This is a genomic window from Bradyrhizobium sp. CCBAU 51753, from assembly GCF_015291565.1.
Lineage (GTDB): Bacteria > Pseudomonadota > Alphaproteobacteria > Rhizobiales > Xanthobacteraceae > Bradyrhizobium > Bradyrhizobium ivorense.
On record NZ_CP030037.1, the window covers coordinates 7,583,178 to 7,597,134 of the forward strand.

Genomic DNA, 13,957 nt, shown 5'->3' on the forward strand with positions numbered 1-13,957 from the left:
AGGGAAGATCATGGAACTGAAGCCAGGCGATGTTGTCATCCTGAAGTCCGGCGGTCACCCGCTGACGGTGGTGGAAGTCAACGAGGAAAACGTCGAGTGTCTCTGGATGGGTGTCGACGGCGACCTGTTTCGCGAGACGCTGCCGGTCATCGCGCTCGAATCGACCGAGCTCGATCCGGAAGAGGATGAAGCGGAAGACGACGAAGAGGAAGACGAGGACGAGGACGAGGAAGAAGAGGACGACGAGGACGAGGACGACGACGGCGACCGCAAGAAGAAGCGCAAGGCGGCGTAGCATTTCCGGTGCGATGCTGCCTGGCGCAACGCCGGCGGCATCGCCTCCGCCCCTCTTCGGCGCGGCCGCATCATCGCCGCGCCACCGTTGCTGTTACAGCCGATGGTCGCGGGTGAACCGGGCGACGGTCTGGTCGGCGATATCGGACAGCGTCTTCGGCTCCAGCGGAAAGTCCGCGGCGAGCCAGGCGTCCTCGGCCAGCGTCAGAACATGTCCCAGCGCCGGCCCCTCGGCAATTCCGCGTGCGATGAAATCCGACGCCCGCAACGGAAAATGCGGCGCGCGCCAGCGCTGCGGCAGCGTGGCGAGCGCGCGCCATTGCTCGACGTCGCCGCGGGTGCCGCTGCGCGCCCAGGCCAGCAACAGCCGGTCGCGATAGGCGTCGTCGCCGAGCCGGTAGAGCCGGCGCCGCGCATGCGCCTCGTCCATGCCGGGCAGGCGCCACCAGCGATGCCCCATCGAATCCAGCGCCTTGGCCTCAGTGTTGGAGAGCCGCAGCCGGCCCGCGATGCGCCGCGCGTCCTCGGTAACCGCGACCGTCAGCGCGGCGAGCCGTCGCATCGCGCTCGGCGAAAGCTCCATGCAGCTCTCGATCCCGATCATCGCCGCGAACGGCCCGGTATAGGCGACGCCGCCGAACAGCGGCTGCAGCAGGCCGCCATCGCCCATCGCGACCACCGCGGCCGCCGCACCGTCGGCGACCACGAGCTTGAGCATCTCCATGCGGATGCGTCCGGCCGAAAGCTCTCCAAGTCCGTCGCGCCCGCTGACGCAGGCGAGATAGCCGGCGCGATCGACCTCGCCTTCGCCATAGGCGGCGTGGAAGCGGAAGAAGCGCAGAATGCGCAGATAATCCTCGGCGATGCGCCGCGCGGGATCGCCGATGAAGCGCACCCGTTTTGCAGCGATGTCGTCCAGCCCGCCGACGTGATCGTGCACGACGCCATCCGCATCGACCGACAGCCCGTTGATGGTGAAATCGCGCCGCTCGGCGTCACGCACCCAGTCGCGGCCGAACGTCACCTTCGCCTTGCGGCCATAGGTCTCGGTGTCCTCGCGCAGCGTCGTCACCTCGAACGGCTGGCCTTCGACCACCAGGGTCACGGTGCCGTGCTCGATGCCGGTCGGCACGCTCTTGATGCTGGCGCGCTTGGCGCGGCGCACCACCTCGTCGGGCAGCGCCGTGGTCGCGATATCGATGTCACCGAGCGGAATCTTCATCAGGGCGTTGCGCACCGCGCCGCCGATCACCCGCGCCTCCTCGCCGTCGGCATTGAGCAGCGCCAGCACGCGCGCCGCCGGGCCCGAGGCGAGCCACGGCGCATCGGACAGAAGGCGCGCCTCGCTCATTTCTCAACTCCGGGCACCAGCTTGCCGTTCTCGATATGGGCAGGCACGTAGGTCGAGTTGGGCGGCGCGCCGGTGTATTCGGCGAGCAGGAGGAAGCTGATGATGACAAGCACAAGGGCCGCGAGCGTCAGCTTCGCCAGCATGTCGAGCGGCCAGGACGCCGGCAGCGTCACGCCGGCGCGCGTGGCCATAAGGAAGACGGCATAGGCGACGAACGGGATCAGGAAGACACCGACCTCGGTCAGCACCGTGCGGATCATGACAGATAGATCCGCTCATACAGCACGCGCAGGATGCCGGCGGTCGCGCCCCAGATGTAGCGCTCGGCGAACGGCATCGCGTAATAGGAACAGTCCATGCCGCGGAATTCCTTGGTATGGATCTGGTGATTTTCCGGATTCATCAGGAATGCCAGCGGCACCTCGAAGGCATCGACGACCTCGGCCTCGTTGATATCGAGCGCAAAGCCGGGCTCCACCTTGGCGACCGTCGGCAGGATGCGGAAGCCGAATGCGGTGCCGTAGAGGTCGAGATAGCCGACCGGATCGATATATTCCCGCTTCAGCCCGACTTCCTCGCACGCCTCGCGCAGCGCGGCGTCGAGCGGCGAGGCGTCGGTCGCGTCGATCTTGCCGCCCGGAAACGAAATCTGCCCGGCATGGCTCGACAGATGCGGCGAGCGCTGCGTCAGCAGCACCGTCGGCTCGGGGTGATCGACCACCGGGATCAGCACCGCGGCCGGCCGCACCGGCTGTTCTTTGGCTACGATCTCGAGCATGCGGTCGTTACCGGAGTCTCCGGTGCGCGGAATGATATGCGGATCGACCAGCCCCGCCGGCACCTCGAAATTGAGCCGGGCGCGGGCCCGCGCAAAAAATTCCGACGAGCCGATCCTCGCGGGCTGCGCCTTCACCATCGGCTCGTTCAAAGCGCGTCCCTCACCTGCTTGGCATCCGCCATCGCGAAGAATTCGCCGCCGGACTCGATGCCGAACATCTCTTCACCATCGACCATCCGCGCCTCGCCCATGTCAACCAGATCGTAATAGAGCGCGCGGGTCACCTTGGCCCAGAGGTCGGCGCGGACATGCAGATAGGGCGTCAGCCCGCCATCCTCGGCGGCCTCGAATCGGAGGCCGTGGCCCTGCTCGCAATCGACCCAGTCGTCGACATTGGTGCGGAACCTGAGCAGACGCCCGCGCGCGTCGTGCTGCGTCTGCATTTCCACGGCAAGGAACGGCGCGTCGTCGACGCGGATGCCGACCTTCTCCACCGGGGTCACGAGAAAGTGCTTGCCGTCCTCGCGCTTCAGAATGGTGGAGAACAGCCGCACCAGCGCCGGCCGGCCGATCGGCGTTCCCATGTAGAACCAGGTGCCGTCGGGCGCGATTCGCATGTCGAGATCGCCGCAAAACGGCGGATTCCACAGATGAACCGGCGGCAGGCCCTTGCGCCCGGCAGGACCCGATGTCGCAGCCTGGTTGGCCGCGGCAGTGAGCCCGTCGAGGCCGGTCTTTTCGAGACCCTTGCCTGCGTTATCCGTGGTTTCCCTGCCCTGACCCGTTTGCCCTTGCTTCGCCATTGTTTGCCCTAAAGTTTCAACCCTCAATCTGGCACGTTTTGTGTACGTCTTCTGAGATGTGGTCGGGACGTCATTCTCGCCACATCGTGATGCCGTTCATACCCCGAAATGCCGATAAGGTGGGGATAGTTTAATTCAACGAATACATGGCCTTCTCACAGGTTTAGCATGTGGGCCATGACATGACGACGCGCCGATACGGTGCGAATGTCGAGAAGGAGCGGACCGAATGGCTGGTGTAGACAGCGTCGAGAAACTGGAGGATGTGATCGTCCGTTCGGCCGAGCAGGTCGCCGGGCAAATCCGGGCTGCCAAGGAGGCGGTGTCCACCGTCATCTTCGGCCAGGACCAGGTGATCGAAAACACCCTGGTGACGATCCTGTCCGGCGGCCACGCGCTGCTGATCGGCGTCCCCGGCCTTGCCAAAACAAAACTGGTCGAGACGCTCGGCGTCACGCTCGGGCTCGACGCCAAGCGCATCCAGTTCACGCCCGATTTGATGCCGTCGGATATTCTCGGCGCCGAGGTGCTGGACGAGAGCTCGGCCGGCAAGCGCTCGTTCCGCTTCATCGCAGGTCCGGTGTTCGCGCAGCTGTTGATGGCCGACGAGATCAACCGCGCCAGCCCGCGCACCCAGTCGGCGCTGCTGCAAGCCATGCAAGAGCAGCACATCACCATTGCCGGCGCGCGGCACGATCTGCCGAAGCCATTCCATGTGCTGGCGACGCAGAACCCGCTGGAGCAGGAGGGCACCTACCCGCTGCCCGAGGCACAACTCGACCGCTTCCTGATGGAAATCGACGTCGACTATCCCGATCGCGACGCCGAACGGCGCATCCTGTTCGAGACCACCGGCGCCGAAGAGACGGCGGCGAAACCCGCGATGGATGCCGAGACGCTGCTCACGGCACAGCGGCTGGTGCGCCGGCTGCCGGTCGGCGATTCCGTGGTCGAGGCGATCCTGTCGCTGGTCCGCGCCGCGCGTCCCGGCCCCGACGGCGGTGAATCCGGCAAGCTGATCGCCTGGGGACCTGGTCCCCGCGCCAGCCAGGCCCTGATGCTCGCGGTGCGCGCCCGTGCGCTGCTCGACGGACGGCTCGCGCCCTCGATCGACGACGTGCTCGACCTTGCCGAACCCGTGCTCAAGCATCGCATGGCGCTGACTTTCTCGGCGCGCGCCGAAGGGCGCACCATTCCGGACGTGATCAAGCAATTGAAGACGCGGATCGCTTGATGGCCGCTGACAACAAGCACAAGGACGAGGAGATTGTTGCGGTTCGACGTGCAGATGGCGAAAGCCGATCGCTCGCCGCTTCGCTGCCGCGCCTGGTGCTTGAGGCCCGCCGCATCGCCGCCAATGTGATCCACGGCCTGCACGGCCGCCGCCGCGCCGGCGCCGGCGAAAGCTTTTGGCAGTATCGCCGCTTCGTCTCCGGCGAGCCGGCGCAGCGCGTCGACTGGCGCCGCTCCGGACGCGACGATCACCTCTATGTTCGCGAACAGGAATGGGAGGCCGCGCACACCGTGTGGATCTGGCCCGACCGCTCGCCGTCGATGGCCTTTGCCTCGCGCGATGCGCGCGACAGCAAGCTCGAGCGCGGCCTGATCGTCGCCTTCGCGCTTGCCGAGCTGCTGGTCGCCGGCGGCGAACGCGTCGGCATTCCCGGCCTGATGAATCCGACCGGCAGCCGCGCGGTGATCGACAAGATGGCGCAGGCGATGCTGCACGATGACAAGACGCGCGCCAGCCTGCCGCCGTCCTTCGTGCCGTCATCGCTCGCCGAGATCGTGGTGCTGTCGGACTTCTGGTCGCCAATTGCGGAGATCACGGCCATGCTGGGCGGGCTCGCCTCGTCGGGCGCGCATGGCACGCTGATCCAGGTGGTCGATCCCGCCGAAGAGACCTTTCCCTATTCCGGCCGCGTCGAATTCGTCGAGCCGGAGATCGGCAGCGTCATCACCGCGGGCCGCGCCGAAAGCTGGACGACCGACTACGTCGCCCGCGTCGCGCTGCATCGCGACCAGATCCGCGCCGAGACCAACCGGCTCGACTGGCTGTTCTCGACCCACACCACCAGCCGCTCCGCGGCCGAGCTGCTGTTGTTCCTGCATGCCGGCATGATGGTGAACAAGGGCGGCGGACGCACCACCGTCAAGGCGGGACGCAGCGCATGATCGCAGGCCTCCCCCTCTCCTTTGCCGAACCGCTGCTGCTGCTGGGCCTGCTCAGCCTGCCCGTGCTGTGGTGGCTGCTGCGCGTGATGCCGCCGCGGCCGCGGCGCATCGAATTCCCGCCGACCCGGCTGTTGTTCGACATTGCGCCCAAGGAGGAGACGCCGTCGCGCACGCCGTGGTGGCTGACCTTGCTGCGGCTTGCCGCTGCAGCCCTCGTCATCCTCGCCGCCGCCGGCCCGATCTGGAATCCGCAAACCGGCATCGCCGCAAGCAAATTGCCGCTCGTGATCCTGCTCGACGACGGCTGGAGCTCCGCCTCGAGCTGGGATGCGCGGATCAGGGCGGCGGACGAGCTGGTCGCCGATGCCGACAGCGACCGCCGCGGCGTCGCGCTGGTGCCGTTGTCGGAGCCGGCGCGCGACATCACGCTGATGCCGGCCGGCGCCGCGCGCGTCGCGCTGCGACAGCTGGCGCCAAAGCCCTATTCGGTCGACCGCGTTGAAACCCTCACGGCGCTTGGACGTTTCCTCAAATCGACCGGCGATTGCGATATCGCCTGGCTGTCGGATGGCGTCGACACCGGCCGCGGCAGCGAATTCACCGAAGGCCTTGGCAAGGTGATCGAGGGCCGCAATTTGACGATCTTCTCCGGCGGCGCGCCGTCCGCGCAGGCGCTGGTCGCGGCCGAGAACGCCGCCGCCAAGATGACGGTCAAGGTGCTGCGCACCGAGACCGGGGTTGCCGGCGGCACGGTGCGTGCGGTCGACGCCAAGGGCTCGCCGATCGGCGAGGCCCGCTACGCATTCGCTCCGCAGGAGCGCGAGACCGAGGCCGCCTTCGATCTTCCGGTCGAACTCCGCAACGACATCGCGCGGCTCGAAATCTCCGGCGAGCGTTCGGCCGGCGCCGTGCAGCTGCTCGACCGGCGCTGGCGCCGCCGCGCGATCGGCGTGGTCTCGGGCTCGAGCAGCGATACCGCGCAGCCGCTGCTGGCCTCGACCTTCTATCTCTCCCGCGCGCTGTCGCCGTTCGCCGATATCAGGCTCGGCGATCGCGGCGCGCCACAGCAGGTGATCGCGCAATTCCTCGATCAGCGGCTGCCGATGATCGTGATGGCCGATGTCGGCACGCTGTCGCCGGAAATCCGCGACCGCCTCAACGCCTGGATCGACCAGGGCGGCGTGCTGGTGCGCTTCGCCGGTCCGCGCCTCGCGCAGGCCGATGACGATCTCGTGCCGGTTAAATTGCGCAAGGGCGGCCGCACGCTCGGCGGCAGCCTGACCTGGGAGAAGCCGCAACACATGGCCTCGTTCGCCGCCGACGGGCCGTTCAACGGCCTCACCGTGCCCAAGGACATCACCGTCAACCGGCAGGTGCTGGCCGAGCCCGACGCCGTGCTCGCGACCAAGAGCTGGGCGTCGCTGGAAGACGGCACGCCGCTGGTCACCGGCGAGCACCGCGGCAAGGGCGTGGTCAGCCTGTTCCATGTCGGCGCCGACATGCGCTGGTCGGACCTGCCGATGTCCGGCACCTTCGTCGAGATGCTGCGGCGGCTGATCGACATGTCCGGCTACACCTCGACGCCCGGTCCCGGCGTCGCCAGCGATCCTGCTGCCGCGACGGTGGCGCCGCTGCGCACCCTCGACGGGTTCGGCGCATTCGGTCCGCCGCCGTCGACCGCCAAGCCGATGCCGGCGGATTATCGCGACCGCGCCACTTCAGATCATCCGCCCGGCTTCTACGGTCCGGCGGAAAGCCCGATCGCGGTCAACACCCTCGCCTCCGCCGACCGCATCGCGCCGATCGACACTTCCGGCCTGAAGGCGCAGCATGCGAGCTACACCAACACCGAGCCGCGCGATCTGCGCGGCATCATGCTGTCGACCGCGCTGGCGCTGTTCCTGATCGACGCGATCGTGGTGGCGATGCTCGGCGGCGGCATTGCCGCGCTGCTGCGGCGGCGCGCGGCGCCCGCCGTCCTCGTCCTCGCGTTCGTGCTGGCGGCGATGTCGCCCTCGCCGAGCCGCGCCGAGAGCAGCGACGACTTTGCCATCAAGTCGGTGTCGCAGACCCGGCTCGCCTATGTCGTCACCGGCAATGCCGACATCGATTCCGTCGTCAAGGCCGGGATGTCCGGCCTGACGCTGTTCCTGGCGCAGCGCACCGCGCTGGAGGCCGGCGATCCCGTCGGCGTCGACCCGGCGCACGACGAGCTGGCGTTCTTTCCGCTGATCTACTGGCCGATCGTGCCGGGCGCGGCGAAGCCGCCGCAGGACGCCATCAACAAGATCGACGCCTACATGAAGCAGGGCGGCACGGTGATCTTCGACACCCGCGACGCCGTCGAGGCGCCGCCGGGCGACAATGGCGGCGCGCAGACGCCGGCGATGCAGACGCTGCGCGAATTGCTGTCGACCCTCGACATTCCCGAGCTCGAGCCGGTGCCGCGCGAGCACGTGCTGACCAAGACGTTCTATCTGCTGCGCGACTTCCCCGGCCGCTTCAACAACGGCCAGACCTGGGTCGAGGCGCTGCCGCGCGACGACGACGACGAGGCCGCGCAGCGCCCGGCCCGCGGCGGCGATGGCGTGTCGCCGATCATCATCACCTCGAACGACCTCGCCGGCGCCTGGGCGATCCGCCCCGACGGCCAGCCGATGCTGCCGCTGACGCCGGGCGAGCCGCGGCAGCGCGAATTCGCCTTCCGCGCCGGCGTCAACATCGTGATGTACACGCTGACCGGCAACTACAAGGCCGACCAGGTGCACGCGCCTGCCCTGATCGAGCGGCTGGGACAATGAGATGGGAGTGATGCATTCAACCGCCCACACCGTCATTCCGGGATGGTGCATCAGCACCAGACCCGGAATCTCGAGATTCCGGGTTCGATGCTGCGCATCGCCCCGGAATGACGGAGTGACGCCATGAACTACGGCATCGCGTTCACACCGCTGGTTCCTTCGCTCGTGCTGTGGCTCGCGCTCGGCGCGATCGTGGTGATCGCCGCGCTGCTGCTGGTGGCGCGGTCGCGCGGCGCCGCGGTGCGTGTCGCCGCGCTGGCGCTGATCCTGCTCGCGCTGGCCAACCCCTCCTTCACCCGCGAGGACCGCGAGCCGCTGTCCTCGGTCGCCGCGGTCGTGATCGACAAGAGCCCGAGCCAGAATTTCGGCACCCGCAACGAAGAGACCGACAAGGCGCGGCAGGCGCTGGTCGACAGCCTGAAGCAGATCAGGGGCCTCGAAGTGCGCGTCGTCGAGGCCGGCCAGGCCGACGGCGAGACCGACGGCACCAAACTGTTCGGCGCGCTGTCGTCGGCGCTGTCGGACGTTCCGGTCGAGCGCGTCGCCGGCGCATTCATGATCACCGACGGCCGCGTGCATGACATTCCGTCCAACGCCCAGGCGCTCGGCTTCCAGGCGCCGGTGCATGCGCTGATCACCGGCCGCAAGGACGAGCGCGACCGTCGCATCGCGATCACGGCGGCGCCGCGCTTCGGCATCGTCGGCCAGACCCAGACCATCACCTTCCGGCTCGACGACCAGGGCGTTGTCGGCGAGCGCGCCAAGGTCACCGTCCGCCGCGACGGCGAGACGATCAACGAGCGCACGATGAGCAGCGGCCAGACCGCCAGCGTCGACATCGACATCAAGCACGCCGGCCAGAACATCGTCGAGATCGAGGCCTCGCCGCTCGCCAACGAGCTGACGCCGGTGAACAACCGCGCCGTGGTCGCGATCGACGGCGTGCGCGACCGGTTGCGCGTGCTGCTGGTCTCCGGCGAGCCGCATGCCGGCGAGCGCACCTGGCGCAACCTGCTGAAGTCCGATCCAAGTGTCGACCTCGTCCACTTCACCATTCTGCGGCCGCCGGAGAAGCAGGACGGCACGCCGATCAACGAACTGTCGCTGATCGCGTTTCCGACCCGCGAGCTGTTCCAGCAGCGCATCAACGACTTCCAGCTGATCATCTTCGATCGCTACGCCCGGCAGGGCGTGCTGCCGATCGCCTATTTCGACAACATCGCGCGCTACGTCCGCTCCGGCGGCGCGGTGCTGGTCTCTGCCGGGCCCGACTACGCCTCGACCACCAGCATCTGGCGCACGCCGCTGGATTCAGTGCTGCCGGCCGAGCCGGTCGGCGTCACCGAAAAACCGTTCTACGCGCACTTGAGCGATGCCGGAAAACGCCACCCGGTGACGCGCGGGCTGGAGGGCGCGAACGCCGAGCCGCCGCATTGGAGCCGGTTCTTCCGCACCGTCGATACCCGCAACGCGATCAACCCGCCGGTCATGACCGGCGCCGACGGCAAGCCGCTGCTGCTGCTGTCGCGCTTCGGCGAAGGCCGCGTCGCGCTGCTGCTGTCCGACCATATCTGGCTGTGGGCGCGCGGCTATGAGGGCGGCGGCCCGCATCTCGATTTGTTGCGGCGGATGTCGCACTGGCTGATGAAGCAGCCCGACCTCGACGAAGAGTCGCTGCGCATGCAGGTGCAGGGCAAGGACCTGATGGTGGTGCGCCAGACCATGGCCGACACCGTCTCACCCGTCACTGTGACGTCGCCGGGCGGCACCACGCGCGAATTGACCCTCACCGCCGGCGATCCCGGCGAGTGGCGTGCAACGCTGCCCGCCAATGAGCTCGGCCTGTGGCAGGCGACCGACGGCACGCTGAAGGCGCTGATCAATGTCGGCCCGACCAATCCGAAGGAGTTTTCGGAAGTCACCTCGACCACCGAGATGCTGAAGCCGCTGGCGCAGGCGACCGGCGGCGACGCGCGGCGCATCGTCGACGGATCGAGCCTCGATATGCCCCGCGTGGTGCCGGTGCGCGCCTCCTCGATCTTCCGCGGCGACGGCTGGCTCGGCGTCAAAATGCGCGACGCCAGCGTCGTCAAGGGCGTCGGCGTGCTGCCGATGTTCGCCGGCATCGTTGGCCTGCTGCTGCTGCTCGGCGCATTCGCGGCGACCTGGCTGCGCGAAGGACGCTGAAGCGGGACGCGTTGCGTCAATCACACACCGGCAACTGATCGACACGGGTTCATCTGGCCGACGGTTGACATCACCATCATCGTCAGATGTTATAATGTAACATCGGGACGGCACGGGGTCGTGACGCCGTTCCGATCGGGTGGGCGTCAATCGTCATGAAGTGGTTTCGGCGGCACATCAAAACTGGCTCGCGGCTGGCGCTGTTCGCGCTCGCCGTCCAGTTCGTGCTGTCGTTCGGCCATTTCCACCCGATTGCGGCCGCGCAGGCGGCTCCGGCGCTGCAAACCGGGCTGTCGCAGCTCGACTTCGCCTTTCTCGGCACCTCGGCGACGCCGGACCTCGCCATCCAGGTGGTCCAGAAGCAGCCGCCAGCCCACCCCGACAATGACCCGCAGCCGGCCGACACTTGCGCGATCTGCGCCATCATCTCGCTGGCCGGCAACCTTCTGGCCGCGACCCCGCCGGTGCTGCTGTTGCCGGAAGCGGTGGAGTTTCTCCACCGCACCACCGATGCCGAATTCCTTCACCTGAAATCCGCGCCCGCGGCATTCCGCTCCCGCGCGCCTCCGCTGTCCTGATCGACTGACCGCCGTGCCCTCGCGCCTTCACGCCCTCAATCCGGGCGTCGGCGAAGGGAAATCGAAGTCGATCCGTCGCATCGGTCGACGGGATCAGGATCGGGACCAATGACATTCCAGGGACGACGAACACTCACCATCGGCGGAGCGAGCTGGCTCCTGCTGTGCGCGGCAAGCCACGGCGCGATCGCCGACGACACGCCATCGGCATCAACGCCGACGCAACTGCCTGACATCACCGTGACGGCGCCGAGCCCGATCCAGCGGCACCGGACCGTGACGACGCGCACGCCGACCCGCGCGGTCCGCGCCGCGCCGAGCCGCAACCGCGAACGCGCGCCCGCGGCGCAGCCGGCGCCGGCTGTTGCTGCCGCTCCCGCCCCCCAGCAGGGCGTGCTGCCCGTGGTCACCGACCAGTTCGCCACCGTCACCGTGGTGCCGAACGAGGAGCTGCGGCGCGAGGGCGGCGCCACGCTCGGCGATCTGCTGTTTTCCAAGCCCGGCATCACCGGCTCGAGTTTTGCGCCCGGCGCCTCCAGCCGGCCGATCATCCGCGGCCTCGACGTCAACCGCGTCGGCATTGTCGAGAATGGCCTCGGCGGCGGCGGCGCCTCCGATCTCGGCGAAGATCATTTCGTGCCGATCGATCCGCTGTCGACCAACCAGGTCGAGGTGGTGCGGGGACCTGCCGCGCTGCGCTACGGCTCGACCTCGATCGGCGGCGTGGTCAGCGCCACCAACAACCGCATTCCCGATGCGATGCCGACCTGCACGGCCGCGCCGTTCCAAACCTATGGGCTTCCGGCAAAGGCGCCGCTCGCCGACGTCGGCTCGCCCGGTTGCCTCAACGTCGAGACCCGCACCTCGGTCAGCTCGGTCAATCGCGGCGTCGAGGGCGGCATGCTGCTGGACGCCGGCGGCAACAATGTCGCCGTGCATGCCGACGTCTATGGCCGCACGACCAGCGACTACAGCATCCCGAGCTATCCGTATCTGTTCGACCAGACCCGGCCGGTGAACGGCCGCCAGCCGAACTCTGCGACGCAGTCCGACGGCGCGTCGGTCGGCGCATCGTATTTCTTCCAGGGCGGCTATATCGGCGCATCGATCACCCAGAACGACTCGCTCTACCATATCCCCGGCATTGACGGCGCCGATCACCAGACCCGGATCGACGCGCACCAGACCAAGATCGCCGTCAAGGGCGAATACCGGCCCGACGCGGCCGCGATCGACGCAGTGCGGTTCTGGCTCGGTGCGACCGACTATCGCCACAACGAGCTCGGCCTTGCCGATCCGGCCGACTCATCCAGCGACGGCGTACGGCAGACCTTCACCAACAAGGAGCAGGAGGCCCGCGTCGAGGTGCAGATGATGCCGTTCAACGCGCGCTTCGCCACCGTGACGACGGCATTTGGTCTGCAAGCCGGGCACCAGGAACTGACCGCGCCGAGCCCTGACGATCCGACGAGCCCGCTCAACGGATTATGGGACCCCAACAAGAACAACAGGGTCGCTGGTTACGTATTCAACGAGCTAAAGTTCACCGACACCACCAAGGCACAGATTGCGGGGCGGATCGAACATATCGATCTCTCCGGCACAACTCCGGCTTTCATTCCCCCCATATTCGACGTGGCCACCGATCCCGCAAGCATCGGTCCAGCTACAGCGCAAAATCCGAATTTCACGCCCAAGAGCGGCAGCCTCGGCTTGATCCAGAATCTGCCGTGGGATCTGGTAGCAAGCGCGACCGCTCAATACGTCGAACGTGCGCCGAAACCGGCCGAGCTCTTTTCGCGCGGCCCCCACGATGCGACCGCCACCTTCGACATCGGCAATCCCAATCTCGGCATCGAAACCGCCAAATCGATCGAGATCGGCCTACGGCGGGCGACCGGACCGCTGCGGTTCGAGCTCACCGGTTACTACACCAGGTTCGACGGCTTCATATTCCGCCGGCTGACGGGCAACACATGTGACGAGAGCGCGTGCCAGCTGGGCCCCGGCCTCGAACTGAACCAAGCGCGCTACTCGCAGCGCGACGCGATCTTCCGCGGCGCCGAGTTCCAGAGCCAGCTCGACATCGGCCCGCTGAACGGCGGCATCTGGGGCATCGAGAACCAGTTCGACGTGGTGCGCGCCACCTTCACGGACGGCAGCAACGTGCCGCGGATTCCGCCGGTGCGGCTCGGCGGCGGCGTCTACTGGCGCGACAGCAACTGGCTCACCCGCATCAATCTGGTGCACGCCTTCGCGCAGAACGACATCGCCGTGATCGGCGAGACCCCGACCGCGGGCTACAATCTCTTGAACGCGGAGGTCACCTACAACACCAAGCTGACGTCGTCATGGATCGGCGCGAAGGAGATGACGATCGGCCTGGTCGGCAACAATCTGCTCAACCAGAACATCCGCAACTCCGTCTCCTACACCAAGGACGAGGTACTGATGCCGGGCCTCGGCGTGCGCGCGTTCGCCAATCTGAAGTTCTGAGCCAAGCAAATCCCTCTGCCGTCAGCGGCAGAGGGAGTTACATTCGCGTAGCCCGGATGCAGCGAAGCGCAATCCGGGGGCGTTGTGCCACACGTCCAGAATCCCGGATTTCGCTTCGCTTCATCCGGGCTGCGAAGCGTGATCAGTGGCCGACGACGACTTCGCTGATCTGGATCACCGGCTGCTGATCGGTGTAGTTCGGGATGTCGGCCAGGATCTCCTTGCCATGCTGCCCCATGCCGGCGGCGAACGCCTCGACCGTGTCGCAGAAGATGTGGCACATCCCGACATAGGTCGCGGGTGCGCCCGGCGCACCGCCGGCAAGACCCTTGTCGATCGTGTAATATTTGCAGGCGTCGCCCAGCCGCGCCTTCACCAGCGGCATGTGCTTGTCGCGATAATAGTCATGATCGAAGCGCGCGCCGGGGTTGTTCGGATACATCACACTGACTTTGATCATGGCGCGCACTCTCCCTGTTGACATGAATTGCGCC

12 protein-coding genes are annotated in these 13,957 nt (G+C 67.3%); 7 read left to right on the forward strand and 5 right to left on the reverse strand.

Annotated features, from left to right (window positions below; all coding sequences use genetic code 11):
* Nucleotides 1–10: 10 nt before the first annotated feature.
* A complete protein-coding gene (locus XH93_RS34695; protein WP_172628383.1) occupies nucleotides 11–295 on the forward strand; it encodes a DUF2158 domain-containing protein in 285 nt (94 codons plus the stop codon).
* Nucleotides 296–388: 93 nt separating this feature from the next.
* Here XH93_RS34695 and XH93_RS34700 read toward each other — a convergent pair whose 3' ends face one another.
* From XH93_RS34700 to XH93_RS34715, 4 genes are read right to left on the reverse strand one after another with little or no spacing between them, the layout of a single operon-like run.
* Nucleotides 389–1,645, reverse strand: a complete 1,257-nt coding sequence (locus tag XH93_RS34700; RefSeq protein ID WP_194470924.1) for a CCA tRNA nucleotidyltransferase — start codon at nucleotides 1,643–1,645, stop codon at nucleotides 389–391.
* Nucleotides 1,642–1,905 (reverse strand): DUF6111 family protein, encoded by a 264-nt coding sequence (locus XH93_RS34705; protein WP_194470925.1) that lies wholly within the window; start codon nucleotides 1,903–1,905, stop codon nucleotides 1,642–1,644. Before XH93_RS34705 ends, XH93_RS34700 begins: the two co-directional genes overlap by 4 nt.
* Nucleotides 1,902–2,561 carry a CoA pyrophosphatase gene (locus XH93_RS34710; protein WP_371815132.1) on the reverse strand — a complete coding sequence of 220 codons (660 nt, stop codon included), beginning with the start codon at nucleotides 2,559–2,561 and terminating at the stop codon, nucleotides 1,902–1,904. Before XH93_RS34710 ends, XH93_RS34705 begins: the two co-directional genes overlap by 4 nt.
* 8 nt (nucleotides 2,562–2,569) lie before the next feature.
* Entirely contained in the window at nucleotides 2,570–3,226 is a 657-nt protein-coding gene (locus tag XH93_RS34715; protein ID WP_194470927.1) for a DUF1285 domain-containing protein, read from the reverse strand.
* Between the two features lie 229 nt (nucleotides 3,227–3,455).
* Between XH93_RS34715 and XH93_RS34720 the strand changes: the two genes are divergently transcribed.
* The 6 genes from XH93_RS34720 to XH93_RS34745 all read left to right on the forward strand — a co-directional run bounded on the left by XH93_RS34720 (nucleotide 3,456) and on the right by XH93_RS34745 (nucleotide 13,463).
* Nucleotides 3,456–4,460 carry a MoxR family ATPase gene (locus XH93_RS34720; RefSeq protein ID WP_139482112.1) on the forward strand — a complete coding sequence of 335 codons (1,005 nt, stop codon included), beginning with the start codon at nucleotides 3,456–3,458 and terminating at the stop codon, nucleotides 4,458–4,460.
* On the forward strand, nucleotides 4,460–5,401 hold the full coding sequence (locus XH93_RS34725) for a DUF58 domain-containing protein (RefSeq protein WP_194470928.1): 942 nt from the start codon (nucleotides 4,460–4,462) through the stop codon (nucleotides 5,399–5,401). The genes XH93_RS34720 and XH93_RS34725 overlap by 1 nt, the downstream gene beginning before the upstream one ends.
* Nucleotides 5,401–8,202 carry a DUF4159 domain-containing protein gene (locus XH93_RS34730; RefSeq protein ID WP_194475438.1) on the forward strand — a complete coding sequence of 934 codons (2,802 nt, stop codon included), beginning with the start codon at nucleotides 5,401–5,403 and terminating at the stop codon, nucleotides 8,200–8,202. The genes XH93_RS34725 and XH93_RS34730 overlap by 1 nt, the downstream gene beginning before the upstream one ends.
* Before the next feature lie 123 nt (nucleotides 8,203–8,325).
* Complete coding sequence (locus XH93_RS34735) at nucleotides 8,326–10,389, forward strand: hypothetical protein (RefSeq protein ID WP_139864485.1); 2,064 nt, start codon at nucleotides 8,326–8,328, stop codon at nucleotides 10,387–10,389.
* A gap of 155 nt (nucleotides 10,390–10,544) precedes the next feature.
* Entirely contained in the window at nucleotides 10,545–10,967 is a 423-nt protein-coding gene (locus XH93_RS34740) for a DUF2946 family protein (RefSeq protein ID WP_194470929.1), read from the forward strand.
* 108 nt (nucleotides 10,968–11,075) lie between these two features.
* Entirely contained in the window at nucleotides 11,076–13,463 is a 2,388-nt protein-coding gene (locus tag XH93_RS34745) for a TonB-dependent receptor (RefSeq protein WP_194470930.1), read from the forward strand.
* A gap of 142 nt (nucleotides 13,464–13,605) precedes the next feature.
* Here XH93_RS34745 and XH93_RS34750 read toward each other — a convergent pair whose 3' ends face one another.
* Complete coding sequence (locus tag XH93_RS34750; protein ID WP_139482117.1) at nucleotides 13,606–13,923, reverse strand: EthD family reductase; 318 nt, start codon at nucleotides 13,921–13,923, stop codon at nucleotides 13,606–13,608.
* Nucleotides 13,924–13,957: the final 34 nt, after the last annotated feature.

What these genes read in the sequence shown, in the direction of transcription:
- XH93_RS34710 (WP_371815132.1), bottom strand. Translation starts at nt 2,561, where the DNA reads ATGGTGAAGGCGCAGCCCGCGAGGATCGGCTCGTCGGAATTTTTTGCG.
- XH93_RS34745 (WP_194470930.1), top strand. Translation starts at nt 11,076, where the DNA reads ATGACATTCCAGGGACGACGAACACTCACCATCGGCGGAGCGAGCTGG.
- XH93_RS34720 (WP_139482112.1), top strand. Translation starts at nt 3,456, where the DNA reads ATGGCTGGTGTAGACAGCGTCGAGAAACTGGAGGATGTGATCGTCCGT.
- XH93_RS34725 (WP_194470928.1), top strand. Translation starts at nt 4,460, where the DNA reads ATGGCCGCTGACAACAAGCACAAGGACGAGGAGATTGTTGCGGTTCGA.
- XH93_RS34735 (WP_139864485.1), top strand. Translation starts at nt 8,326, where the DNA reads ATGAACTACGGCATCGCGTTCACACCGCTGGTTCCTTCGCTCGTGCTG.
- XH93_RS34740 (WP_194470929.1), top strand. Translation starts at nt 10,545, where the DNA reads ATGAAGTGGTTTCGGCGGCACATCAAAACTGGCTCGCGGCTGGCGCTG.
- XH93_RS34715 (WP_194470927.1), bottom strand. Translation starts at nt 3,226, where the DNA reads ATGGCGAAGCAAGGGCAAACGGGTCAGGGCAGGGAAACCACGGATAAC.
- XH93_RS34750 (WP_139482117.1), bottom strand. Translation starts at nt 13,923, where the DNA reads ATGATCAAAGTCAGTGTGATGTATCCGAACAACCCCGGCGCGCGCTTC.
- XH93_RS34695 (WP_172628383.1), top strand. Translation starts at nt 11, where the DNA reads ATGGAACTGAAGCCAGGCGATGTTGTCATCCTGAAGTCCGGCGGTCAC.
- XH93_RS34705 (WP_194470925.1), bottom strand. Translation starts at nt 1,905, where the DNA reads ATGATCCGCACGGTGCTGACCGAGGTCGGTGTCTTCCTGATCCCGTTC.
- XH93_RS34700 (WP_194470924.1), bottom strand. Translation starts at nt 1,645, where the DNA reads ATGAGCGAGGCGCGCCTTCTGTCCGATGCGCCGTGGCTCGCCTCGGGC.